Genomic DNA, 25,391 nt, shown 5'->3' with positions numbered 1-25,391 from the left:
ATGACCGACCAACTGCAGGAGAGCGTGCGGTCGAGACCGGCGCTGTCGCCGTCGCGGGCGGCCGACTTCAAGCAGTGCCCGTTGCTGTACCGGTTTCGCGCGATCGACCGCTTGCCCGAGGCGCCGTCGGCCGCCCAGCTGCGCGGCTCGGTGGTGCATGCCGCCCTGCAGCACCTCTATGGGCTGCCCGCCGCGCAGCGCGATCCCGACACCGCCCTGTCGCTGCTCGAACCGGCCTGGGACCACGTGATCGCCTCGGCGCCCGACCTGGCCGGTGAGTTCGATCCCGAGCAGCGGGGCCAGCTGCTGGCCGAGGCACGCGCGCTGCTGTCCGGCTACTACCGGCTCGAGGACCCGACCCGCTTCGATCCGCAATGCTGCGAGGAGCGCGTGGAGGTCGAGCTCGCCGACGGCACGCTGCTGCGCGGATTCATCGACAGGATCGACGTCGCCGCTACCGGGGAGCTGCGCGTGGTCGACTACAAGACCGGCAAGGCGCCGCCGGCCGCGCGGGCCCTGGCGGAGTTCAAGGCGATGTTCCAGATGAAGTTCTATGCGGTGGCCCTGCTGCGCACGCGCGGCGTGCCGCCCACCCGGCTGCGACTGATCTATCTTGCCGACGGGCAGGTGTTGGATTACTCGCCGGACCACGACGAGTTAGTGCGCTTCGAGAAAACCCTGATGGCGATCTGGCGCGCCATCCAATCCGCGGGCCAGACGGGCGATTTCCGCCCCAGCCAGTCGCGGCTGTGCGACTGGTGCCCCCACCGGCAGCATTGCCCGCTGTTCGGTGGTACACCGCCGGCCTACCCCGGCTGGCCGGATCATGCACGCTCGCAAGGGGTTTCGCACCGGCCAGAGCCCGCGGCGGGACACCTGCTCCCAGCGGTTTGACCGCCCGTGAAGCGCCCGGGCTGCGCATGCGGTAGGCTCTTGTCAACGTTGGCCGCCAAACGGCTTGCCAGCACGTCGTGATCGATTCGTTATTTCTTCTCAGATCCCCGCGGGGCGCCGAGTCCGAGATGACCAGGTGCGCACCGCACAGCCTCGAGTCGCGGCGATCGATGTTGCCAGCAAGGCAATCTCGCTACCACCGATGCTTAGGGACAATGAAACATGCTTGAAGACACCACTTTTGCTCACCTCGGGGTGAGCCAGCCGTTGATTGACGCGCTCGCCAAGCGCGGCGCCCACCGGCCGTTTCCCATCCAGATCGAGACACTGCCGGACACGCTGGCAGGCCGTGACGTGTTGGGCCGCGGCAAGACCGGCAGCGGCAAGACGCTCGCATTCTCGATTCCGCTGGTGAGCCGGCTCGACGCCGGAAATCGGCGCCCGGCCAGGCCGACCGGGCTGGTGTTGGCGCCCACCCGGGAACTGGCGACGCAGATCGCCGCGACCATCGAGCCGCTTGCCGCGGTACGGGGTCTGCGCGTGGTCACGATCTTCGGCGGGGTGCCGCAACACAGGCAGGTCGCCGCGCTCAAGTCGGGAATCGATATCGTCGTCGCCTGCCCCGGGAGGCTCGAGGATCTGATGAAGCAACGCCTCGTCAGTTTGGACGCGGTGCAGGTGACGGTCATCGACGAGGCCGACCACCTCGCCGATCTGGGCTTCCTGCCCACCGTCACCCGCATCCTGGCGGCCACCCCCGCGAAGGGACAGCGGATGCTCTTCTCGGCCACACTCGACGCGGCGGTCGACACCCTGGTGAAGCGATTCCTCACCGACCCGGTGACCCGATCGATCGCCGAACCGAAGTCCGTGACTCCCGCCATGACGCACCACCTGTTCTGCGTCGACGGGCCGCAGGCGAAAAGGGATTTGGTGCACCGGCTGGCCGCAGGGGAATCCCGGCGAATCCTCTTCATGCGGACCAAGCACCAGGCGCGGAAGCTGGCCCGCCAGCTCACCCAGTCGGGTATCGCGTCGGTCGAGCTGCACGGCAACCTGTCCCAGTCGGTGCGCGACCGCAACCTGGCGGCGTTCGCGGCGGGTCACGCCCGGGTGCTGGTGGCGACCGACATCGCCGCACGCGGTGTACACGTGGACAACGTCGAGCTGGTGGTCCACGTCGACCCGCCCGCGGAGCACAAGGCTTACCTGCATCGATCCGGCCGCACGGCCCGGGCCGGCGCCTCCGGTGACGTGGTCACCATCGCGCTGCCCGAGCAACGCCGCGACACCGAATCGATGATGCGCAAGGCGGCCATTCGCGCCGTCCCCCAGCAGGTCACCGCGGCCTCCCCCGTCATCCACAACCTGGCCGGCCGGCCCGCGCCCCGCGAGGCCGTCGCGCCCGTGCCGGTGGCGGCGCGTCGGTCCGGTCCGACCCCGGTTGCACCCCACGGTCCGACGGCGGGGCGCAGCAGGCGACGCCGGTCCCGTCGGCCCGCACCCACCGCGCGCTAGATTGACGGTGGCGATCGCCACTAGTCCCCTAGCGGTGTCATCTCCTGCAGCATGGTGGGAACGAGTTCGCTGACGGTGGGATGGATGTGCATGGTCCGCGCCAGCGTCGTGTAGGGCGCCTTCGCCGACATGACGTCCAGGATGGCGTGAATCGCCTCGTCACCACCGACGCCGAAGATGGCCGCTCCCAGGATCTCCCGCGTGTCGGCATCGACCACGACCTTCATGAAGCCTTGCGTCTCACCCTTTTCCACCGCCCGGCCGACTCGTGTCATGGGCCGCTTACCAACCAGCGCCTTGCGGCCGGATGCGCGGACTTGGTCGACGGTCATGCCCGCGCGCCCCAGCGGTGGGTCGATGTAGAGCGCATAGGTGGTGATGCGGTCGCTCACGCGCCGCGGGTCGCCGTCGAGCAGGTTGGCGGCAACGATCTCGAAATCGTTGTAGGAGGTGTGGGTGAAGGCCCCCTTACCGTTGCAGTCCCCCATCGCCCAAATGTGCTCGACGTTCGTCTTGAGTTGGTCGTCGACCACGATGTAGCCACGGGCGTCGGTTTGCACGCCGGCAGCTTCCAGCCCCAAGTCGTCGGTGTTGGGCCGCCGGCCCACGGCCAGTAGCAGGTGACTCCCGACGATGGGGACGGCGCCCGCGCGCGGCGTGAGCTCGAACCCGCTGTCGTTCTTGTTGATTCGCACGTCATCGGCGCCGACGACGACGTCGATGCCCTCGTCCTCCAGGATGTCCCGGACGGTGGCGGACACGTCCTCGTCTTCCCGCGACGCCAGGCGCGCACCCCTCTCGACCACCGTCACCCGGGCCCCGAAGCGCCGGTACATCTGCGCGAACTCCAGCGCGATGTAGCTGCCGCCGAGGATGACCAGATGGGCCGGCAGCGCGTCCAATTCGAGAATCGAGACGTTGGTGAGGAACTCCACGTCGGACAGCCCCGGAATGTCGGGGACCACGGCGCGGCCACCGACGTTGAGGAAGATGCGGTCGGCGCGCAGCAGGTCGCCGTCCACGCTGAGGGTGTGCGGATCCTCGAACCGGGCGTGCCCGCGAAAGACGGTGCAGCCGTCCATGCCCGCCAGCCAGTCCTCGACACCCTTGCGGTCGCCCAGCATGATTTCGTCTTTGCGCGCCTTGACTTTCGCCATGTCGACGCTGACCGGCCCGGTCGCCACGCCGTAATCGGCCCCGCGGCGGGCCAGGTGAGCGGCGTGCGCGCTGGCCACCAGCGTCTTCGTCGGGATGCATCCGGTGTTTACGCAGGTGCCGCCGATCAGTTTGCGCTCCACCAGCGCGACCCGCTGCCCGGCAGCGGTCAGTCGCCCCGCCAGCGGTGGGCCGGCCTGACCGGCGCCGACGATGATCGCGTCGAAATGCCTTGTCACTTAAGGGCCGTCACTTAAGGGCCGTCACTTAACGGCCGACAGCAGGTATTCGGTCAGCACGTGCCCCGTCACCGCGGCGATGGCGAGTCCGCCGACGATCGCAACCGCGTCCTCCAGCAGCGCGATGGGCAGGTCCTTCCCGGCCACCGCGGCCAGCCGCTTGCGTGCCTGGTAGCCGCCGAGGGTGCCGAGCACCGCGCCGATCACGCCCGCACCCAGCGCGGAGAAGGTCCAGTGCGGCCAGGCGCCCAGGGCCGCGCCCGCCAACCCACCCATGACGATCCGGGCGGCGAAGATCGGTGGCGCCGTGCGGGCCGGGGTCTTGGGCAGCTTGTCGTTGACCAGTTCCCCGACGGCCAGAACGCTGAACACGACGACGGTGATGATGTTGGCCATCCAGGAGGCCCACGTGCCGTGCAGGTCGATCCAGCCCAGGTAGGCGGCCCAGGCGACCACGGCGGGAGCCGTCAGCGAGCGCAGCCCGGCGACGACACCGATCAGCAAAGCCAGCAGCAGAATAAGCGCATGTGTCACGAAGACCCTCCTGGGGAACGACCCGGCAACGTTAGGGATGACGGCCCATGGGCGTGACACGGGCAAGCAGCCCTAGGCGGACGCTAACACAACCGCGGGCACCGCACCCGTGCGGTCAGAACCGGCAGAACCTGATGTCGGACGCCAGAATCGCTTTGGCGCCGATGGCGGCCAGCTCATCCATGATCTCGTTGACACCCCGACGCGGCACCAGCGCGCGGATGGCGACCCAATCCGGGTCGGCCAGCGGCGCGATGGTCGGCGACTCCAGCCCGGGCGTGATCGACGTGGCCCTGTCGAGCACGGACCGCGGGCAGTCATAGTCGAGCATCAGATACTGCTGCCCGAACACCACGCCCTGGATCCGCGCCACCAGTTGATCGCGCGCCGCCCGCGTCCCGTCCTGGCCGTCCGGATCGGCGCGTTCGATCAGCACCGCCTCCGAGTCGCACAGCGGGTCGCCGAAGGCCACCAGGTCGTGCAGGCTCAGGGTACGGCCGGAGCCGACCACGTCGGCGATGGCGTCGGCCACCCCTAGCTGCACCGAAATCTCCACCGCCCCGTCGAGCCTGATGACGGTGGCCTCAATGCCCCGTTCCGCCAAGTCTTTTCGGACCAGATTCGGGTAAGCGGTGGCGATCCGCTTGCCGGCCAGATCGGCCGTCGTCCAGTCACGCCCGGCCGGTCCGGCATACCGGAAACTCGACGACCCGAAACCCAGCGCCAGGCGTTCGCGCACGGACGCGTCCGAGTCGCGGACCAGATCCCGCCCGGTGATGCCGAAGTCCAGCTGCCCCGAACCCACATAGATCGCAATGTCTTTGGGCCGCAGGAAGAAGAACTCGACCTGGTTCACCGGGTCGATGACGGTGAGGTCCTTGGAATCGGTGCGGCGCCGGTAGCCCGCCTCCGAGAGAATCTCGCTGGCCGGCTCGCTCAGCGTGCCCTTGTTGGGAACCGCAACGCGCAGCATGGTCACAGCTTCCGGTACACGTCGTCGAGGGACAGGCCACGCGCGATCATCAGCACCTGCATCCAGTAGAGCAACTGGCTGATCTCCTCGGCGAGCGCCTCGTCAGGCTCGTGCTCGGCGGCCAGCCACACCTCGCCGGCCTCCTCCAGGATCTTCTTGCCCAGCCCGTGTATGCCGCCGTCCAGCGCCGCGACCGTCGCGCTGCCGGCCGGCCGCGTGCGCGCACGCTCACCGAGTTCGGCGAACAGATCCTCGAACGTCTTCACGGCCAGCGATTGTTTCACGCGGTGGCGAGCAAAGTCACGGCGGTTTCACTCCCGCGCGGGTTTTAGCCGTCCGGGCAGGCGAATCCGGCGAGCGTGATCCGCAACGCCTCTTCCCGTTGGGCGTGAAACGGTGGGCTCGCGGGGATATCCCCGCTCAGCCACCCATCGAGAACGAATTTGACTGTGGCCAAACTCGTGTGGACCAATAGCGCGGGCCGGATGTCGACCGCCGCATCGACATCCATCCGGTGTGCGACCTGCTCGATCAGACCGCGGTGGTCGGCCTCGCTGACTAGCACGGACTTGCTCAACAGGTGGGGCGCCGTCGCGACGGCGTGTCGCCACGGATCGAGGTCGTCGACCTCGCTGACATCTCTGGCGTGCGTGACGAACAGCTGAATCAGCGCCTCGACCGGCGACTCGTGTGGGGGCCGCGCGCTGTAGGAACCGACGATCTCGGCGGCCGCCTCCCGGACCGGATCGACCAGCAGGCCTTCCTTGGTCGGCGCATACCGGAAATAGGTGCTGATGGAAATCCCGGCGGCCGCCGCGATGTCCTCCGTCGTCACCGCCTCGAAGCCGCGCTCGGCGAAAAGCCGGTGCGCGGTCTGCTGGATCTGGGAGAGCAACGCGGCACGGCGGCGATCCCGCAGCGAGCCAGTGTTTGCTGACGGCATGCCATCACCTTCGTCAATCCGACATTGAAACCCTACGGTGCCGTCCAACGACGAACTCAGATGAGTGACTCTACACTATTGAAAGTCCCTATCAAGTACGCTAATGTGATGCAGCACACACCGATGAACTGCGGATTCTTGGGGCCTGTTGACACTATTTTAATAAGGATGCGCGTCAATCCGCGTCAAAGGCGCCCGAAGTCGTCTGCTCGGCACTCAGGGATTCAAGGGGTGGGAAGAGGGCCGATGAAAACGGTAGCCGATACGCCATGGCCCGTGCCATGAGTTTGCTGGCTGGCGTCCAGCTCACGCCACTATGACGACACAAGTCGATGGCGTCGCCGCCGTTCGGGACTGGTCGGTCGGGTACGTCAGACGTCACCCGATCGCCTCGCTGACGACGGTCGGCGAACAGTTCATCTTGGGTGTGCGCACCGTTCAGTACTTCTTCTTCGACCTGATGACCGGGCGTTTCCAGTGGCAGGAGTTCGTCCGGCAGGGCGCGTTCATGGCGGGCACCGCCGTGCTGCCGACGATCCTGGTGTCCCTGCCGATCAGCGTCACCCTCTCCATCCAGTTCGCGCTGCTGGCCGGCCAGGTCGGGGCCACGTCGCTGGCCGGGGCCGCCAGCGGGCTCGCCGTCATTCGACAGGGTGCGTCGCTGGTGGCCGCGGTGCTCATGGCGTCGGCCGTCGGTTCGGCGATCACCGCCGACCTGGGTTCGCGAACGATGCGCGAGGAAACCGACGCGATGGAGGTGATGGGCGTCTCGGTGATCCGCCGTCTGGTCGTCCCCCGCCTCGCCGCGGCGGTGATGATCGGCGTGGCCCTCACCGGCGTCGTGTGCTTCGCCGGATTCTTCGCGAGCTACATGTTCAACGTGTACTTCCAGAACGGCGCGCCGGGCAGCTTCGTGTCGACGTTCGCGTCGTTCGCGACGACCGGCGACATGATCTTGGCGCTCGTGAAGGCGATCGTGTTCGGCGCCATCGTGGCCATCGTGTCGAGCCAGAAAGGCTTGTCCACCAAGGGCGGACCGACGGGCGTGGCGAACTCGGTGAACGCGGCGGTGGTCGAGGCGATCCTGCTGCTGATGATCGTCAACGTCGCGATCAGTCAGCTCTACATCATGTTGTCGCCCAGGACGGGGCTGTGACGTGACCGCCTCCGCGTATCAGCCGTTCGCACCGATTTCGGTCCCGCTCGTCCGGCTCTACCGGCGGGGGAAGGTACCGGTCATCCGGCTCGGCCATCTGCTGGTCTTCTTCGTGCGCGCGCTGGTCGCCGTCCCGCTCGCGCTGCGCCAGTACCGCGGCGAGTTCTTGCGGCTGTTGTCGAACATCACCTGGGGCAACGGCTCGATCGTGGTGGGCGGCGGCACCGCCGGTGTGGCCGTGGTGCTCGGCATGACGGTCGGTGCGCTGGTCGGCATCGAGGGCTACAACTTCCTGGATCTGCTCGGCCTCGGGCCCGCGACCGGATTCGTGTCCTCGTTGGTCAATACCCGCGAGCTGGCGCCCTTGATGGCCTCGCTGGCCTTCGCCATGCAAGGCGGCTGCCGCTTCACCGCCCAGCTGGGATCCATGCGCATCGCCGAGGAGATCGATGCCATGGAATCGATTGCGATCCGCCCGATCCCCTACCTGGTGACCACCCGGTTGATCGCTTCGGTGGTGGCGATCGTCCCGCTGTACGCCGCCTGCCTGGCGATCGGCTACCTGAGCACACAAGTGGTGGTGGGAATCAGCAGTGGCGGTTCGACCGGTTCCTACCTGCACTACTTCACGCTGATGCTGGCCGGGCAGGACATCGTCTACTCGTTGATCAAGGCCGTCATCTTCGTCTGGATCGCGTCCACGATCCAGTGCTACTACGGCTACTACGCGGGCGGCGGCCCCGAGGGCGTCGGCGTCGCCGCGGGACACGGCATGCGGGCCAGCATCACCGTCGTGATCATCGTGAACATGCTGCTCACCATGGCGCTGTGGGGCGTGGACTCGGGCGCGAGATTCGGCGGCTAGGTCGGTGGAACATGCCCAATTCCTTTGAGCTGGACGGTCGCGGCCCGTCCGACCGGCAGCTGTTCGGCATAGGCATCGCGGTCCTGGTGGTCAGCGCCCTGGTCACCACCGCGATGCTGGTCAAATCGACGGGCCGGCTCAACGATTACGTGCGGGTGGTCGCGGATCTGGTGAACGTCGGCGACGGACTTCCGCAGAAGTCCGACGTCAAGTACCACGGCGTCCTCGTCGGCATGGTCGATGGCGTGGTCCCCGCGGCGCACGGCAAACCCAACTACGTCCACATCGACCTGAAACATGAATACGCTGAATCGATTCCGGCCACCGTGACCGCGCGCGTGGTGCCCAGCAACGTGTTCGCCGTGTCGTCGGTGCAGTTGGTGGGCTCCCCAAACCAGCAGGGCCCGGGCGAGAAGATCCGCGACGGCGCGCACATCCCGGAGGACAACCGGCTTCCGACCGTTCTCTTCCAGACGACCGTCAGCAAGTTGCGCGACGTGCTCGCCGCGGCGGGGCGCGGACGCGACGACAGGTCCGTGGGGATCCTGGCCGCGCTCGGTGCCGCCACCGACCACCGCCGCGTCAGCCTGCTCAACGCGGGTGCACAACTGAATCGCCTTCTCGACCAGCTCAATTCGATTGTCAGCACCGACACCGGCCCCTCGACGGTGTCCGCGCTCCTGGATGCGACGCGTGGTCTCGCGCAGACGGCCCCCGACCTTCTCGACGCACTGCACCATGCCGTCGAGCCGATGCAAACCTTCGCCGAGACCCGTGGCCAGCTGGCCTCGCTGCTCTCGGGCGCCGACTACACGGTCGGCACGACGCGGCAATCGTTCGGCAATCACATCGACCAACTCATCCAGATCACCACCGATTTCACGCCGGTCATCGGCGTGCTGGCGCAGAAGTCGAACAACTTCGTGCCCGCCGTCGTCAAATTGGACAACCTGGCCAACCAGTTCATGGAGCAGGTCTGGAACCCCCGGACCAATCTCGGCAACATGCGCGCGATGCTGACCTTCACGCCCAGCTCTACCTACACACGTGCCGACTGTCCTCATTACGGGGAGTTGAAGGGGCCCAGCTGCTTCACCGCGCCGCTGATTCCGGTGCGGCCCGATCTGCCCGACGTGCTGCTGCCGCAGAACTATCAGCCGCCCAAGGATCTCGCGCCGCCCCCGGGCACCGTGATAGGCCCGGACGGCAACCTGGTGGCCGTGGGCCCACCGCTGATCAACCCGAACCCCAACCTGTCCGACCCCAATCCCCCGGCCGTGGGCCCACCGCTGATCAACCCGAACCCCAACCTGTCCGACCCCAATCCCCCGCTGCCCGCCGGGGTCACGCCGTCACCGCCCGTCCCCGGCAGCGCGAACCCCGACAACCCCTCACCCGGCGCGCCCGCGACACCGCAACCACACGAACCGTGGGTCGCACCGGTGGCCCCCAAGGCGCCGTGGATCCCCCAGGCCTCTTTCGGGGGGAACGTGGGCCCCGTTGGGAGCCAATACGAACGAAACGTGTTAGGCGTGATCACCGGCGCGCCCGCGACCGAAGCCACCGAGCTGCTGCTGGGTCCGGTCGCCCGCGGCACGACAGTGTCACTGGCGCACCCACCGGCTCAGCCCCCCGGGGAGGCGAAGTGAGGTTCCGCGGCCCGCTCGTTGCCCTGACGCTGTTCATGGTCGTCTCCTTGACGCTGACGTGGCTGGTGTATGTGAGCCTGCGCCGCGACGTGGCCGGCAACACCGCCAGGTATTCGGCTGTGTTCAGCGACGTCTACGGGCTTCGCGAAGGCGACGACGTCCGGATGGCCGGGGTGCGCGTGGGTCGAGTCGAAAAGATCGAGCTCGAGGGCAACCTCGCGAAGGTCTCGTTCGTGGTGCAGCAAGAGCAGCGGTTGTTCGGGAACACCGAGGCGTCGGTCACCTACCAGAACATCGTCGGCCAGCGTTACCTCGGACTGTCTCTGGGCAACGAGGGCGGTCGGGAGCTGCTCCCGCCGGGCAGCACCATCCCACTGGAACGCACCGAACCCTCCTTCGACGTGACCACGCTGCTCAACGGCTACGAACCGTTGTTCAGCCTGCTGAACCCCCACGACGCGGACAACCTCACCAAGGGCATCATCGCCTCGCTGCAGGGCGACACGTCGTCACTGGCCACGCTGGTCGGCCAGACCTCCACCCTCACAGAGACATTCGCGGGCAGGGATCAGGCCCTGGGCAATGTGATCACCAACCTCGACAAGGTGATGGGCAACCTGGCCCGGCAGAACGACGATCTCGACGGAGTCATCACCCAGACCCGCAGCATCGTCGGCGAGCTCGACGCGCGGCGCCCGAACCTGGTCGCCTCGGTGGGTTCGCTCGCGCGGGTGACCGGCCGGCTCTCGACGTCGGCGGCGGACGTGTACCCGGCACTGCGCGAATTCATCGACCGCCAGCCCGGTGTCACCAAGCACATCATGGACGTCGAACCGCAGGTGGCATTCTTCGGCGACAACATTCCGCTGCTGCTCAAAGGGCTGACCCGGGTCGGCAACCAGGGCGCCTACGGCAACGCCTACGTGTGCGACGTGAACTTCATGGGGTTCTTCCCCGGGCTCAACGACGTCGTACCGATCATCGTCAACGCCGCCACACCGGGCAACAAGGCCTGGCACACCCCGAGGTGCAGGAGCACGGCCGATGGCTGAAACGTCCGTCCGGCTTCGACTTTCGGGGATGAGAAAGCGTCCGCTGGAGAGCTACCACAAGACGTGGCTCGGGTTCATCGCCGTCGCGGTGGTCGCGGTCCTCATCGGGGTCATGCTGCTCGTGCACGCGCTCGGCGCCGGATACCGGCACTACACCGCGGAATTCCTGCAGGCGGCCTCGCTGCGGGCGGGCAACCCGATCGTGGTCGCGGGCATCCCGGTGGGCAACGTCACCAGCATGAAACTCGTCGGAGACCACGTCGAGGCGGGCCTGAAGATCCGGGACAACATCGCGCTGGGCAAGGATTCCCGGGCCCAGATCAAGGTCACCACCATCCTCGGTTCGCGCTACCTGGCGCTGGAACCCGGCGGCCCTGCGCACCTGCCCGACAACACCTTCGACCTGGCGCACACCGAGGTGCCCTACGACCTGCAAGCCGCGTTGCAGGACGCCACCACCACGTTCGAGCAGGTCGACTCCGACCGGTTCGCCCAGTCGCTCGCGGTGCTCGGCAAGCAACTCGAGGGCCTGCCCGCAGTTGTGCCCCAGGCCATTTCGAATATCAACACCCTCTCGTCGATCATCGCCGTGCGGCGCGACCAACTGGGACAGCTGCTGCGCAGCACCGAGCAGGTGACCAACACGCTGCGGCGCCAGCAGGCCGGCATCGGCAACCTGGTCGACCAGGGCCAGGACCTGCTGGGCCAATTCGTCGCGCGGCGCGCCATTTTCCACGCGATGATGCAATCGCTCTCGAGCCTGATCGACACGATGAGCCAGGTCGTGGTCAACGACCGGTCGGGGCTGGACGCATTGATCAAGGACATGCGCGACTTCACCAATTTGATGGCTCAACACGACGACCTGCTGCACAGCATGCTGCAAACCAGCCCGATCTTCTTCCGCGAGGCCGCCAACCTCACGGGCGACGGCAACGCGATCAACTTCAACGCCCCCAACGTTCCGTTGATCGACTCGTGGATGTGCGCGATCAGTGGCCGTGCCAAGCAGTTCGGCATGATCGAGTACTTCAAGGACTGCAAGTGAGGGGGCTCGGCGCCAAGGCGCTGACCCTCGTCGCCGCGGTCGCGGTCCTCGCCGCGACGGTCGGAATCGGTTGGTGGTACCTGAGTTCCGACGAGGACACGATCGCCGTGACCGCCCAATTCGACAGTGCCTCCGGCCTTTACGAGGGCAACGCGGTGGCGGTGCTGGGCATGCCGGTCGGCAAGGTCACCAAGATCAACGCCAAGGGCGGCTATGTCGAAGTCGAGTTCACCGTCGACCGCCACGTCAAGGTTCCCGCCACGGTGCAGGCCGTCACGGTGTCGACCTCCATCCTCACCGACCGGCAGATCGAACTCACGCCGCCCTACCGCGGTGGGCCGACTCTGCAGAACCACGACACCATCGGCTTGCCACGGACCAAGACGCCCGTCGAATTCAGCAGTGTCCTCAACGTTTTGGACAAGGTGACCAAGTCGCTCGAGGGGGACGGCCACGGCGGCGGCCCGATCGCCGACGTGCTCAATGGCGGCGCCGAAGTGGTCAACGGCAACGGCGAAAAGATCAAGGCGGCGCTGGGCGAGCTGTCCAAGGCGCTGCGCCTGTCCAGTGACCGCGGCGCGACGACCCGCGAGCAGATCACCACGATCGTCAGAAACATCAGCACCCTGTTCGACGCCGTCACCGCCAATGACGCCAAGTTGCGCGAATTCGCCTCGACCATCCACCAGGTCAGCCAGATAATGGCCGACGAGGACATCGGCAACGGCAGCACCGGACGCAGACTCGACCAGCTGATCCAACGGGCGGGTGACCTGCTCGACGCCAACCGCGACAACATCAAGCAGGCCGCGCTGAGCGGCAACACCACCCTGAAGATGGTGACCGACCAGCGGCGCGACCTCGCCGAGCTCCTGGACCTGGCGCCGCTGGTGGCCGACAACGCCTACAACATGATCGATCGGGCGAACGGCAGCGTGCGGGCCCGCTTCCTCACCGATCGGTTGCTCTTCGACAGCCAGTACACCAAGGAGATCTGCAACCTGATGGGGCTTCGTCAGCTGGGCTGCAGCACGGGGACCATCCAGGACTTCGGCCCCGACTTCGGGTTGACCTATGTGCTCGACGGCATGGCCGCAATGGGGCAGAAATGAGGAGCGCGGGCGCGCGCGGTGTGCTGGCGGCCGCGGCCGCGGCGATGGTGACCGCGGGATGTGCCACGAACGGGCTTGCCAGCCTGCCCCTTCCGGCGCCAGGGCTGGGTTCGGGAGGGTACTCGCTGAACGCGGTTTTCTCCAACGCGCTCAACCTGCCGATGAACGCCAAGGTGAAGCTCGGCGGCGCCGACGTCGGGCAGCTCGAATCGATGGTCGCGCGCAACTACACCGCGGTGACGCGGCTGCGTATCCGGGACGGGGTGCAACTGCCCCGGGGCAGCACGGCCGAATTGCGCACCGCGACACCGCTGGGCGACGTGTTCGTCGCGCTGAAGCCGCCGGCCCCAGGCGAACCCCCAGGCGAAGCGGACGGCCCCCTGTTGAAGGACGGCGACACCATCGGCCTGGATTCCACGGCCGCCGCCGCAACCGTCGAGTCGGTGCTGAGTTCGGCGGCGATTCTGGTGAACGGCGGGGCGGTACGCAATTTCACCAACATCATCAACGGCTTCGGCAAGGCCACCGGTGACCAGGGCCAGGCGTTCGGCGACATGATCCGCAAGTCCAACGAGCTGCTCGGCAGGCTGGATTCCCGGTCCGATCAGATCTCGGCCGCATTGACCCAATTGTCCCAGCTGGCCGACCAACTCGACGCCAAGAACCAGACCATCACCGACCTGGTGGTCGCGGCCGGCCCCGCCACCTCGGCCCTGGCCGACAACACCACCCAGCTCTCCGACCTGGCGGTGCAGGTGGGCGACACCTCCAGGTTGCTGGCCAGGTTCCCGTCGATCGGCGGGACCGACACCAGCGGCCGCAGCATCATCCGCGATCTGAACACCGTCGCCGGGGCCGCCAACGACGTCGCGATGAGCCCGGACACCAGCTGGCTGTCGATAAACCGGCTGATCCCCGCGTTGGTCAAATCGACTGCGGGGAACTCGATCTCGGTGAACGTGGGTGTGGACAAGATCATGCTCGGATCGCTGCCCGACATCGGGTTCCCCGGCGACATCGGGCTGCACGGACCCCACCACTACAACGTCAACCTGCTCGTCGGCACCCTCAAGTACACCCTGTGGCGGCTACAGGAACGCGTGGTCGGGCGGGGGCCGAACTCGCCGCAGGTTCCCGTCATTCCGGACCCGAACATCCCGGGCCAGATCGACGTGGCCCCCGGCCCGCCGCCGGAGCCCGCGCCGGGACCGCAACCGGGACCACAGCCGCCACCACAACCGGGACCACAACCGTGATCCGCGTCATCGACAACGTCGCGAATTTCGTTGTCCGCGTGGTCCGCACCGGTCACCGGCAACAGGTCTGGCTGTCGGTGGCCGGACTGGCGCTCATCCTGGTCGTTGCAACCGCCTACTTGCTTGTCGGTGCGTTGCGGGTGAAGCCGTTCGCCTCGTCCTACCGGGTCACCGTGCAATTGCCGGATTCCGGTGGCCTGCTGCCCAATCAGGATGTCGCCCTGCGCGGAGTGCGCATAGGCCGGGTGGAGTCGCTGCAGATCACCGACACCGGGGTGAACGCCGTCGCCAGCATCACGTCGAAGGTGCGGATCCCGGCGAGCAGCGTGGTGCACGTGTCGGCGCTGTCGCCCGCGGGTGAGCAGTACATCAACTTCGAGGCCGCCTCCGACGCCGGGCCGTACCTGCACGACGGCAGCCTCATCACCTCGGACCGCACGACCGTCCCGGTAAGCCTGGCGCAGTTGCTCGGCGACGCCGACGGGCTGCTGGCGCAGGTCGATCCCCACAAGATCGAGTTGATCAAGAGGGAATTGAGCCTGAGCAAGGAGGGGCCCGCGAAGCTGACCACGATCGTCGACGGCGGCACGTTCCTGCTCTCGACGCTGGATTCGGTGCTGCCGCAGACCACCAGCATCATCAAGACCAGCCGGGTGGTGCTCACCTTGGCAAGCGACAAGAACGCCGGGTTGGGCGCTGCGGCAACCGAACTCAACAAGACGCTGACCGGTGTGGCCAGGATGCAGGCCGGCTACCGCCGTCTGACCGGGCAGACGCCGCGCACACTTTCGGCAGTCGACAATCTGTTCGCCGACAATTCGGACACGATGGTGCAGTTGCTGGGCAGCATGGCCACCATGTCGCAGCTGCTCTATCTACGGGTCCCCGCGCTCAACGCGCTGTTCCCCGACTACCGCGGGTCGGTACTGGACGCGGTGACGAGCGCCTTTCACGACGGCGGTGTCTGGGCGACGGCCGACCTCTACCCCCGCTACGTGTGCGACTACGGGACACCCGCGCACGCCTCGTCCGCCGCCGACTATTACGAGCCGTTCATGTACACGTACTGCCGCGACGACGACCCCGCCGTCTCGATCCGCGGCGCCAAGAACGCGCCGCGGCCGGGCGGCGACGATACCGCCGGCCCGCCACCGGGGGCGGACCTGGGCCAGCGCACCGATCCGACCCCGCGGGGCCGCTACACCATTCCCACCCCCTACGGCGGCCCGGCACTGCCGATCGAGCCGCCGCACTGAGCCGTAGACCAGCCGACCCGAACCCTAGGAGATGACCGTGATCGTGACCACCGAGAAGAACCCGAAGGCCAAGGCGCATGCCGAAGCCGCGCCGGACGCCGAAACACCGGACAACGCAATCGAAGACGTCGCAATGGAAGACGTCGCAATCGAAGACGTGGACGAGGTGCGCGCCGACGAATCAACCGACGAAGACGAGGGTGCGCTGCTCAAACGCAAGCCCCCTGTGGCCGAGCGCCGCAGGCAACCTTGGAAGCACTATCTGCGTCGCAGCGTGCTGCCGGCGCTTCTCGTTGCGGCGCTTGCCGTTTCGGGATTCCTCGGCTGGCGGCTCTGGCAGGAGCATCAGGTCAGATTGGCCGGCGATCAGGCCCAACAGGCGGCGATCGCCTATGCGCAGGTGCTGACGAGCATCGACTCCAACAAGGTCGACGACAACTTCAGGCAGGTGCTCGACGGCGCGACGGGCGAGTTCAAGGACATGTACACCCAGTCCAGCGTCAAGCTTCGCCAGCTGCTGATCGACAACAAGGCGACCGCGCACGGCGTGGTGGTGGACTCGGCGATCCAGTCCGAATCCACGAACAAGGTCGTCGTGCTGGTCTTCATCGACCAGACCGTCACCAACACGGCCGCTCCCGACCCGCGCATCGACCGCAGCAGGATCAAGATGACGATGGAGAAGGTCGACGGTCGCTGGCGGGCAAGCAAGGTCCAGCTACTGTGATGCGACGAATGCTCGCGGCATCGGTAATGATTGCCGCTGCAACGCTTCCCGGCACCGCGCACGCGTCCGCCCCGTCCTTCTGTGGCGAGCTCGGCGGCGACTGGGACGGCCAGTACTGCCACACCTCCGTGACGTCGGAGCGCAAGGCCGTCCGGGACATCAAGGTCGCCGTGCCCGACGACCTGGTCGACAATCCGACCACGGGCCCGGTGATCCGGGACTACCTGCGCACCCTGGTCAACAATTGGAAAACGGCCAACGGCGCCATGGCCGCCGACAGCTACGGCGAGGAGAACTTCGAGGTGTTCCGCCACGGCAACCTGCTCAGCGCGGTGTTCCACGAGGACTACCACGCCGACGGACCGAAGCCCAACAACGCCTACCGGACCTTCACCTTCGACATGGCCAGTGGCCGGCGGGTGCAGCTGGCGGACCTGACGACGTCAAACCCGCTGACCGCCATTCCCCCACTGGCGCAACCGTTCATCGAAACGGCGCTCAACCAAGCGCCACCGCCACACGACCCGGGGACCTACCCCTTCACGGTCGACCGCTGGACTCCGGACAAGGTCTACTCCGGGGCGTACAAGGCGTGGGCGGTGACGCCCGACGAGCTGATCCTGTACATGCCCGACTACCCGGTGGGCCACGACGAGCCGCTCAACTTCACCCCGGGTGTCATGCAATGGTTCATGGACGGCGGCACGGTGCAAGCGCACATCCCGCTGTCCGCCCTGGCGCCCGTGCTGCGGATCTAGCCTCTAGCCCCGCACCAGGCGCGCGAGCGACCGCAAACTGCCACGCGGGACGGCGTGTCGTCGTGCAAACACGGTCGCTCGCGGTCACTGGGTGGGCAATCAATCCTCGGGGTTGTAGCCGAGGTTCGGGGCGAGCCAGCGCTCGGCTTCCTGCAGAGTCCAGCCCTTGCGCCTCGCGTAGTCGGCGACCTGGTCCTGGGCCATCCGGCCGATCACGAAGTACTGCGACTGCGGGTGCGAAAAATACCAGCCGCTGACGGCAGCGCCGGGCCACATCGCCATCGACTCGGTCAACTCGATGCCGGTCCGCTCCTTGACGTCCATCAACTTCCAGAGCGTCACCTTCTCGGTGTGATCCGGGCAGGCGGGGTAGCCCGGGGCCGGGCGGACTCCCACGTACTTCTCATCGATGAGCGCCTCGTTGTCCAACTGCTCGTCGGGCTGGAATCCCCAGAACTCCTTGCGGACCCGTTGGTGCATCCGTTCGGCGAAGGCCTCTGCCAGCCGGTCGGCGATCGACTCCAGCAGGATCGCGCTGTAGTCGTCCAGGGCCGCCTTGAACTCCGCGATCTTCTCCTGGCTGCCGAGCCCCGCGGTGACCGCGAAGGCGCCGACGTAGTCGGCCAGACCGGTGGCCTTGGGCGCGATGTAATCGCCCAACGACCGGTTCGGGATGCCGTCACGGTGCTCGCCCTGCTGACGCAGGTTGTGCAACGTGGTCAGCACCTCGGTACGGGTGTCGTCGGTGTAGAGCTCGATGTCTTCAATCCCCGAGCCGACCGCGTTCGCCGGGAAGAAGCCGATCACCCCGTTGGCGGTCAGCCACTTCTCCTTGATCAGGGTGTCGAGCATCTGCTGCGCGTCGTCGTACAGCTTGCGCGCGGCCTCGCCCGACGCGGGGTTGTTGAGGATGTCCGGGAAGCGACCCTTCATCTCCCAGGCGTTGAAGAACGGCTGCCAGTCGATGTACTCGCGCAGCTCGGCGAGATCGTAGTCCAGGAACTCCCGCACGCCTTCCCCAACACCAACGCCCTGGGCCGGCGCCGGCGGCGTGTAGCCGTTCCACTCGATCGGCGTCCGGTTCGCGCGGGCCTTCTCCAGCGTCAGCATCGGCCGCTCGTTCTTCTGGGCGTGCCGTTCGCGCAGGGAGGCGTAGTCGGCCTCGGTGGCCTCCAGCAGGGGACCCCGCTGCTTGTCGTCGAGCAGCGCGGCGGCGACCGGCACCGAGCGGGAGGCGTCCTTGACCCACACGACCGGGCCGCTACGGCGCGGCGAGATCTTCACGGCCGTGTGGGCGCGCGAGGTGGTGGCGCCGCCGATCAGCAGCGGGATCTGAAGCCCCTCGCGTTCCATCTCGACGGCGAAGTTGGCCATCTCGTCCAGGGATGGGGTGATCAGTCCCGACAACCCGATGATGTCGGCGTCGTGCTCCTTGGCAGCGTCCAGGATCTTCTGGGCGGGCACCATCACCCCGAGGTCGATCACTTCGAAGTTGTTGCACTGCAACACGACCCCGACGATGTTCTTGCCGATGTCGTGAACGTCGCCCTTCACGGTCGCCATGATGATCGTGCCGTTGGTGTCCTTCGCCGCCGCCCCAGTTTGGGAGGTGCCGTTCTGCTCCTTCTCCTCCTCGATGAACGGCAGCAGGTACGCGACGGCCTTCTTCATCACCCGGGCCGACTTCACGACCTGGGGCAGGAACATCTTGCCCGAGCCGAAAAGGTCACCGACGACGTTCATGCCGTCCATCAGCGGGCCCTCGATCACCTCGATCGGGCGGCCGCCCGCGGCGGCGATCTCGGCCCGCAACTCCTCGGTGTCGGCGTCGACGTGGGCGTCGATCCCCTTGACCAAGGCGTGCGTGATCCGCTCGCGGACCGGGAGGCTCCGCCACTCGGCCACCGCCGTGTCGCCGGCGTCTTCCTTGCTGTTGAACCTTTCGGCGATCTCCAGGAGGCGTTCGGCCGCGTCCTCGCGACGGTTCAGGACGACGTCCTCGATGCGGTCGCGAAGCTCGGGGTCGATCGAGTCGTAGGGCACCAGCGCGCCGGCGTTGACGATGCCCATGTCCAGGCCGGCCTTGATGGCGTGGTACAGGAACACCGCGTGGATCGCCTCGCGGACGGGATTGTTGCCCCGGAATGAGAACGACACGTTCGAGATGCCACCGGAGATGTGCACCCCTGGGAGGTTCTCCTTGATCCAGGCGCAAGCCTCGATGAAGTCGATCCCGTAGGTCGCGTGCTCCTCGATACCGGTCGCCAGCGCGAAGCAGTTCGGGTCGAAGATGATGTCCTCGGGCGGGAAGCCGACCCCTTCGGTCAGGATCCGGTAGGCGCGACCGCAGATCTGTTTGCGGCGCTCCAGGTTGTCGGCCTGCCCCTGCTCGTCGAAGGCCATCACGACGACGGCGGCGCCGTACTTGCGGCACAGCCGTGCCTCGCGGACGAACTTCTCCTCGCCCTCCTTCAGAGAGATCGAGTTGACGATCGGCTTGCCCTGCACGTTCTTCAGGCCCGCCTCGATGACCTCCCACTTGGAGGAGTCGATCATCACCGGGACGCGGCTGATGTCCGGCTCGGCCGCGACCAGCTTGGTGAACCGGTCCATCGCGGCGACGCCGTCGATCATGCCCTCGTCCATGTTGATGTCGATGACCTGCGCACCGACCTCGACCTGCTGCAGGGCGACCGACAGCGCGCTGTCGTAGTCCTCGGCCTTGATCAGGTTGCGGAACCGGGCGGAGCCGGTGATGTTGGTGCGCTCGCCGATGTTCACGAACAGGGAATCGTCGGTGATGTTGAGCGGTTCGAGGCCCGACAGCCGGGTGGCCACCTCGATTTTCGGGACCTCGCGCGGCGGCTTGCCCTCGACGACCTTGGCGATCTCGGCGATGTGCGGCGGCGCCGTCCCACAGCAGCCACCGACCAGGTTGACCAGGCCGGCCTCGGCGAAGTCGGCGATGTAGCTCGCCTGGCGCTCCGGGTCCTCGTCGTATTCGCCGAAGGCGTTGGGCAGGCCGGCGTTGGGATAGCAGGAGACGAAGGTGTCCGCGATCCGCGACATCTCGGCGATGTAGGGCCTCATCTCGGGCGCGCCCAGCGCGCAGTTGAGGCCGACCGCGATCGGCTTCGCGTGCCGGATCGAGTTCCAGAACGCCTCGGTGACCTGACCGGACAACGTCCGCCCGGACGCGTCGGTGATGGTGCCCGAAATGATCACCGGCCAGCGACGTCCGCGCTCCTCGAAGAGCGTCTCGACGGCGAACACCGCCGCCTTGGCGTTGAGCGAGTCGAAGATCGTCTCGACGATCAGGAGGTCGGCACCGCCGTCGACCAGGCCGTTGGCGGCTTCGAGGTAGGCGGCGACCAGCTGGTCGTAGGAGACGTTGCGGGCCCCGGGGTCGTTGACGTCGGGCGAGATCGACGCGGTCCGCGTGGTCGGCCCGATCGCGCCGGCGACGTAGCGGGGCTTGTCCGGGGTGCTGTACTCGTCGGCGGCCGCCCGCGCCAGGGCGGCGCCGGCGTAATTCAGCTCGTAGGCCAGCTCCTGCATCTCGTAATCGGCGAGCGAGATCGCGTTCGCGTTGAACGTGTTGGTCTCCAGGATGTCGGCGCCCGCCTCGAGATACTCCCGGTGGATCCCCTCGATGATCTGCGGCTGAGTCAGGTTGAGCAGGTCGTTGTTGCCCTGCAGCGCGGTCGGCCACTCCGTGAACCGATCCCCGCGGTAGCCGGCCTCGTCAGGTCGGTCACGCTGGATCGCCGTGCCCATCGCGCCGTCGATCACCATGATCCGCCGGCGCAGCGCGGCCTTGAGCTCATCGGTGCAGTCCGGGCGGATGTTCGGCACGAAGGTCCCTGACTCAGAGGTGTTCGGCGCCGGGGCATTTGCGGGGGCGTTCACATACGTTCCTTCCGTTACGGAAGGCGTCCTTGACTCTGCCGAGCGTGGCGGATACCGGCGGGGACCCGTATCCGTTGCAACGCCTCTCGACCAGAAAAGTCTACGTCGTCACCCGAGCGACGTCTGGACGCCCAACTCATCGCCGCGATCGGTGGCACGATTATCTCGGCGACGATCTCGGCGACGTGGTAGTTACCAAGGTTAACCAGTGTGAAACCGAAGTATTTCGTTCCGACCGCGCCCGTTCCGGTCATCGACGTCGTCCGGGGTCAGGTCGGCGGTCCCCCACAAGGATAGTCGTCCTATGGAATGCGCCCACTGGTTGACAGGTCCTTGCCAGGCAAGGCCGAACTCCGGCGTCTGAGGCCGTACGCTGATTTCTGTGACCCCGCCCGATGGCCCACCCTTTGGAAAAGGCGCACTGCCCGAACTGCACAACACCATCGTCGTGGCGGCGTTCGAGGGTTGGAACGACGCCGGCGACGCGGCCAGCGACGCGCTCGAGCACCTCGAGGCCATCTGGGAAGCCGATCCAATCCTGGAGATCGACGACGAGGCGTACTACGACTACCAGGTGAATCGCCCGGTGATCCGGCAGGTCGACGGTGTCACCCGGGAGCTGGTATGGCCGGCCATGCGGATCTCGCACTGCCGGCCGCCGGGCAGCGACCGTGACGTGGTGCTGATGCACGGCGTGGAACCCAACATGCGCTGGCGCACCTTCTGCGCCGAGCTGGTCGCCATCGCCGACAAACTCAATGTGGACACCGTGGTCATCCTGGGCGCCCTGCTCGCCGACACGCCCCATACCCGGCCGGTTCCCGTCTCCGGTGCCGCGTACAGCCCCGAGTCGGCGAAACGCTTCGGCCTCGAGGAAAGCCGCTACGAGGGCCCGACCGGCATCGCCGGGGTCTTCCAGGACGCCTGCGTGGCCGCCGGGATCCCGGCGGTGACGTTCTGGGCGGCGGTGCCCCACTACGTGTCGCAGCCGCCGAACCCGAAGGCGACCGTGGCGCTGCTGCGCCGCGTCGAGGATGTGCTCGACATCGAGGTTCCGCTGGGCGACCTGCCGACGGATGCCGAGGAGTGGGAGCAGGCGATCACCGAGATGGCCGCCGAGGACGAGGACCTGGCCGAATACGTGTCGTCGCTGGAACAGCGCGGCGACGCCGAGGTCGACATGAACGATGCCCTGGGCAAGATCGACGGCGACGCGCTGGCGGCGGAATTCGAGCGCTACCTGCGCCGCCGGCGGCCCGGCTTCGGGCGCTAAACCTTTTTGCCCAAGCCCTGGTTGTAGGCGCTGGTGGACCGGCCGAGCGCGGCCACTTGGGCGTCCAGTTGGGGCAGCAGCTCCGCCGTGGGTTTGTGCAGCGGTAGCTCCCCGGCCGGGGTGGACAGCACCGGCTTGATCCAGCGGAAGAAGGCGACCCAGCCCGGGCAGTAAACGCGTTTCCGGCGGCCCTCGATGCCCTTGACGAACGCGTCCGCGCATCTCGCGACGGTGGTGGTCTTGTTCAACGGCCACGGGAAGCTGGCCAGCAGCTTGCCGAAGGCGGGAAGGTCGGCCTCGCTGTCGCGGACCAGCGCGGTGTCGATCCAGGACATGTGCGACGAGCCGACGTCGACGCCGCGATGGGCGACCTCCAGGCGCAAGGCGTTGGCGAAGATCTCGACGCCGGCCTTCGACGCGTTGTAGGGCGCGAGGCCCGGACAAGCGGCGTAGGCGGCGAGCGACGAGACGACCAGCACGTAGCCGCGGCTCTCGATCACAGCGGGCAGCGTGGCGCGCACGGTATGGAAGACGCCGAGCACGTTGATGTCCATCACCCGCTTGAACGCCTCCGGGTCGACTCGCAGCACCGACCCGTAACTGGCGATGCCGGCGTTGGCCACCACCACGTCGATGCCGCCGAAGCGTTCGACGGCCCGAGCGGCGGCGGCCTCCATGGCCGGCAGGTCGCGCACGTCGGCGACGGCGGTCAGCACGTGCTCCTCGCCGAGTTCGGCGGCCAGCGCGCTCAGCTCGGCGTCGTTGAGGTCGGTCAGCACGAGCTTGGCACCCTTGTTGCGCAGCCGACGGGCGACCTCGGCGCCGATTCCCCGGGCACCGCCGGTGATGAAAACAACTTTGTCCTGCAGCGACGTCATGGCCGTCAACGTACCGCCTTCACAGCTGGCGTGTTCACAGCTCCACCCCGAGCAGCGCATCGATCGCGGTGGCCACCAGCTTCGGCGCCTCGGTGTCATGACCGCCGTATTCAAGCGCATCGGTGGCCCAACCATCAAGCGCAGCAAGGGCTTTGGGAGTGTTCAGGTCGTCGGCCAGGTACTGGCGGACGCGGGCGATGACGTCGGCGGCGTCCGGGCCCGCGGGCAGCTCGGTGGCCGTGCGCCAACGCCGCAGCCGGGAGTTTGCCTCGTCGAGCACGTCGGAGCTCCAGAACCGGTCCGCGCGGTAGTGCCCCGATAGGAGGCCCAGCCGGATCGCGGCCGGCTCGACGCCCTGCGCCCGCAACGTCGACACCAGCACCAGGTTCCCCCGGCTCTTGGACATCTTGTGCCCGTCCCAGCCGATCATGCCCGCGTGCACGTAGTGCCGGGCGAATCGTCGCTCGCCCCGGACGCATTCGGCGTGGGCGGCGGTGAACTCGTGATGCGGGAAGATCAGGTCGCTGCCGCCGCCCTGGATGTCCAGTCCGCTGCCGATGCGGCTGAGCGCGATCGCGGCGCACTCGACGTGCCAGCCGGGCCGCCCGGCCCCGAACGGCGACGGCCAGCTCGGCTCCCCCGGCCGCGCCGCCCGCCACAGCAACGCGTCCAGCTCGTCGGTCTTGCCGGGCCGGTGCGGATCGCCGCCGCGCTGCTCGAACAGTCGCAGCATGGTTTCGCGGTCGTAGCCGGACTCGTAGCCGAACTGAGGCGTGGCGTCCGCGCGGTAGTACACGTCCGGGTACTCGCCGTCGACGACGTACGCCGCGCCCGAGGCCAGCATCTTCTCGACGAGCTCGATCACCTCGGGGATCGCTTGGGTGGCCGCGACATAGTCGCGTGGCGGCAGGACCCGCAGCGCCGCCATGTCCGCGCGAAAGCGGGCAACCTCGCGATCGCCGAGTTCGCGCCAGTCGACGCCGTCGCGCTCGGCGCGCTCGAACAGCGGATCGTCGACGTCGGTGACGTTCTGCACATAGTGGACGTCGTGGCCGAGGTCCAGCCACTGCCGGTAGACCAGGTCGAAGGTCAGATAGGTGGCCGCGTGGCCGAGGTGGGTGGAGTCGTACGGCGTGATGCCGCAGACGTACATGGTCGCGGTCGATCCGGCCGCCACCGGGCGCACCTGCCGGTCGGAGGTGTCATACAGCCGAAGCTCGGGGCCACGCCCCGGTAACACCGGAACCGGTGGAAACTCCCACGACTGCATGGCATCGACTCTAAACGCGCGCGGTTAGCGCCACGCGTCGCGGATGGCCGCGAGCAGGATCGGCGCCACCTCGGCGCGGCACATCACGAAGTCGGGCAGGTACGGGTCGAACTGGTTGTAGCGCATGGGCGAGCCGTCCAGCCGCGACGCGTGCATGCCCGCGGCCATCACCACCCCGGCCGGCGCCGCCGAGTCCCACTCCCACTGGCCGCCCGCGTGCAGGTAGGCGTCGACGTCGCCGTCGATGATCGCCATCGCCTTGGCGCCTGCCGAACCGATGGCCACGGGCTGGATGGCGAGCGACTGCCGCATCCGGTGCAGCACGAAGGGCGGCCGGGTGGCGCTGACGGCGATCCGGAACGTGTGCGGTATGCCGACGCGCGCGGCGTCGGCGGTCACGGTGTCGGTGCGGTACACCGTGTTCCCGCGGGCCGGCAGCGACACCGCCGCGTCGGTGATCTCCCGCCGGCCGTTGGTGGGCTCGCCGGTGGGACGTTGCCACAGCGCGATATGCACCGCCCAGTCGTCGCGGCCCGGCGTGGAGAACTCGCGGGTGCCGTCCAGGGGATCGATGATCCACACCCGGTCGTGCTTGAGCCGGACCAGGTCGTCGTAGGCCTCCTCGCTGAGCACCGCATCGTCGGGGCGCTCGGTGCGCAGCCGCCGCAGAATCAGCTCGTTGGCCAGGGTGTCGCCGGCGTCACCCAGCTCCCACGGATGACCGAAGCCGATCTCGTCACGCACCCTGAGCAGCAACTCCCCCGCGTCGGCGGCGAGTTCGGCGGCCAGTGCGGCATCGGTCAGCTCGTCCGGGCCCTGGCTCACCGACTCAGTATCTCCGATGCCCGTGCGGGGCTTAAACACGTGGCGGAACACGTGGTGGCGACCGGCAGCGCCCGGCTACGCCGCGCTTGCCATGGCCTCAG

General features: G+C 67.5%; 22 protein-coding genes. 13 read left to right on the top strand and 9 right to left on the bottom strand.

Going from position 1 to position 25,391, the window contains the following annotated elements; all coding sequences use genetic code 11:
* Complete coding sequence (locus C1737_RS04295) at positions 1–894, top strand: RecB family exonuclease (RefSeq protein ID WP_102417779.1); 894 nt, start codon at positions 1–3, stop codon at positions 892–894.
* A 222-nt stretch (positions 895–1,116) separates the two neighbouring features.
* Entirely contained in the window at positions 1,117–2,412 is a 1,296-nt protein-coding gene (locus C1737_RS04290) for a DEAD/DEAH box helicase (protein ID WP_102417327.1), read from the top strand.
* A gap of 20 nt (positions 2,413–2,432) precedes the next feature.
* Here the strand turns inward: C1737_RS04290 and C1737_RS04285 are convergent, their stop codons facing one another.
* The 5 genes from C1737_RS04285 to C1737_RS04265 form a co-directional block, all read right to left on the bottom strand.
* Positions 2,433–3,806, bottom strand: a complete 1,374-nt coding sequence (locus C1737_RS04285; RefSeq protein ID WP_102417326.1) for an FAD-containing oxidoreductase — start codon at positions 3,804–3,806, stop codon at positions 2,433–2,435.
* Between the two features lie 24 nt (positions 3,807–3,830).
* Positions 3,831–4,340 (bottom strand): DUF4126 domain-containing protein, encoded by a 510-nt coding sequence (locus C1737_RS04280; RefSeq protein ID WP_067918380.1) that lies wholly within the window; start codon positions 4,338–4,340, stop codon positions 3,831–3,833.
* Positions 4,341–4,455: 115 nt separating this feature from the next.
* Positions 4,456–5,313, bottom strand: coding sequence for an ATP phosphoribosyltransferase (gene hisG, locus C1737_RS04275; RefSeq protein WP_102417777.1), 858 nt, complete (start codon positions 5,311–5,313; stop codon positions 4,456–4,458).
* Positions 5,314–5,315: 2 nt separating this feature from the next.
* Positions 5,316–5,597 carry a phosphoribosyl-ATP diphosphatase gene (locus tag C1737_RS04270; protein ID WP_068099018.1) on the bottom strand — a complete coding sequence of 94 codons (282 nt, stop codon included), beginning with the start codon at positions 5,595–5,597 and terminating at the stop codon, positions 5,316–5,318.
* A 44-nt stretch (positions 5,598–5,641) separates the two neighbouring features.
* A complete protein-coding gene (locus tag C1737_RS04265) occupies positions 5,642–6,256 on the bottom strand; it encodes a TetR family transcriptional regulator (protein ID WP_102417325.1) in 615 nt (204 codons plus the stop codon).
* A gap of 316 nt (positions 6,257–6,572) precedes the next feature.
* On the opposite strand from C1737_RS04265, the gene C1737_RS04260 reads away from it, so the two are divergent.
* The 10 genes from C1737_RS04260 to C1737_RS04215 are packed head-to-tail and all read left to right on the top strand — an operon-like array spanning position 6,573 to position 17,135.
* On the top strand, positions 6,573–7,412 hold the full coding sequence (locus tag C1737_RS04260; RefSeq protein ID WP_068099017.1) for an ABC transporter permease: 840 nt from the start codon (positions 6,573–6,575) through the stop codon (positions 7,410–7,412).
* Between the two features lies 1 nt (position 7,413).
* The gene (locus tag C1737_RS04255; protein ID WP_068099016.1) at positions 7,414–8,277 is read left to right on the top strand and encodes an ABC transporter permease; all 864 of its coding nucleotides are present in this window, start codon (positions 7,414–7,416) and stop codon (positions 8,275–8,277) included.
* Between the two features lie 11 nt (positions 8,278–8,288).
* Entirely contained in the window at positions 8,289–9,926 is a 1,638-nt protein-coding gene (locus tag C1737_RS04250; protein ID WP_102417324.1) for an MlaD family protein, read from the top strand.
* On the top strand, positions 9,923–10,978 hold the full coding sequence (locus C1737_RS04245; RefSeq protein ID WP_102417323.1) for an MlaD family protein: 1,056 nt from the start codon (positions 9,923–9,925) through the stop codon (positions 10,976–10,978). The genes C1737_RS04250 and C1737_RS04245 overlap by 4 nt, the downstream gene beginning before the upstream one ends.
* Complete coding sequence (locus C1737_RS04240; RefSeq protein WP_102417322.1) at positions 10,971–12,026, top strand: MlaD family protein; 1,056 nt, start codon at positions 10,971–10,973, stop codon at positions 12,024–12,026. The genes C1737_RS04245 and C1737_RS04240 overlap by 8 nt, the downstream gene beginning before the upstream one ends.
* Entirely contained in the window at positions 12,023–13,138 is a 1,116-nt protein-coding gene (locus tag C1737_RS04235; RefSeq protein WP_102417321.1) for an MCE family protein, read from the top strand. Before C1737_RS04240 ends, C1737_RS04235 begins: the two co-directional genes overlap by 4 nt.
* Positions 13,135–14,394: an MlaD family protein gene (locus C1737_RS04230; protein ID WP_102417320.1), complete on the top strand. Its 1,260-nt coding sequence runs from the start codon at positions 13,135–13,137 to the stop codon at positions 14,392–14,394. Before C1737_RS04235 ends, C1737_RS04230 begins: the two co-directional genes overlap by 4 nt.
* Positions 14,391–15,650, top strand: a complete 1,260-nt coding sequence (locus C1737_RS04225; protein WP_102417319.1) for an MlaD family protein — start codon at positions 14,391–14,393, stop codon at positions 15,648–15,650. Before C1737_RS04230 ends, C1737_RS04225 begins: the two co-directional genes overlap by 4 nt.
* Before the next feature lie 31 nt (positions 15,651–15,681).
* Positions 15,682–16,377, top strand: a complete 696-nt coding sequence (locus C1737_RS04220; protein ID WP_102417318.1) for a tetratricopeptide repeat protein — start codon at positions 15,682–15,684, stop codon at positions 16,375–16,377.
* Positions 16,374–17,135: a mannan-binding family protein gene (locus tag C1737_RS04215; RefSeq protein WP_082973152.1), complete on the top strand. Its 762-nt coding sequence runs from the start codon at positions 16,374–16,376 to the stop codon at positions 17,133–17,135. Before C1737_RS04220 ends, C1737_RS04215 begins: the two co-directional genes overlap by 4 nt.
* A 99-nt stretch (positions 17,136–17,234) precedes the next feature.
* Here the strand turns inward: C1737_RS04215 and metH are convergent, their stop codons facing one another.
* On the bottom strand, positions 17,235–21,044 hold the full coding sequence (metH, locus tag C1737_RS04210) for a methionine synthase (RefSeq protein ID WP_102417317.1): 3,810 nt from the start codon (positions 21,042–21,044) through the stop codon (positions 17,235–17,237).
* 382 nt (positions 21,045–21,426) lie between these two features.
* On the opposite strand from metH, the gene C1737_RS04205 reads away from it, so the two are divergent.
* Positions 21,427–22,317: a PAC2 family protein gene (locus C1737_RS04205; protein WP_197509260.1), complete on the top strand. Its 891-nt coding sequence runs from the start codon at positions 21,427–21,429 to the stop codon at positions 22,315–22,317.
* On the opposite strand, the gene C1737_RS04200 is transcribed toward C1737_RS04205, so the two are convergent.
* From C1737_RS04200 to C1737_RS04190, 3 genes are read right to left on the bottom strand one after another with little or no spacing between them, the layout of a single operon-like run.
* Positions 22,314–23,195 carry an SDR family oxidoreductase gene (locus tag C1737_RS04200; RefSeq protein ID WP_102417316.1) on the bottom strand — a complete coding sequence of 294 codons (882 nt, stop codon included), beginning with the start codon at positions 23,193–23,195 and terminating at the stop codon, positions 22,314–22,316. The two genes, C1737_RS04205 and C1737_RS04200, sit on opposite strands and share 4 nt — an antisense overlap.
* 34 nt (positions 23,196–23,229) lie before the next feature.
* Complete coding sequence (gene mshC, locus C1737_RS04195) at positions 23,230–24,465, bottom strand: cysteine--1-D-myo-inosityl 2-amino-2-deoxy-alpha-D-glucopyranoside ligase (protein WP_067924382.1); 1,236 nt, start codon at positions 24,463–24,465, stop codon at positions 23,230–23,232.
* A gap of 24 nt (positions 24,466–24,489) precedes the next feature.
* On the bottom strand, positions 24,490–25,290 hold the full coding sequence (locus C1737_RS04190) for a 3'(2'),5'-bisphosphate nucleotidase CysQ (protein WP_102417315.1): 801 nt from the start codon (positions 25,288–25,290) through the stop codon (positions 24,490–24,492).
* Positions 25,291–25,391 lie beyond the last annotated feature (101 nt).

Source organism: Mycobacterium sp. 4858 (genome assembly GCF_900240975.1).
Taxonomy (GTDB): Bacteria; Actinomycetota; Actinomycetes; order Mycobacteriales; family Mycobacteriaceae; genus Mycobacterium.
The sequence above is the reverse complement of the archived record's forward strand: the minus strand, read 5'-3'. Positions and strand labels throughout refer to the sequence as shown.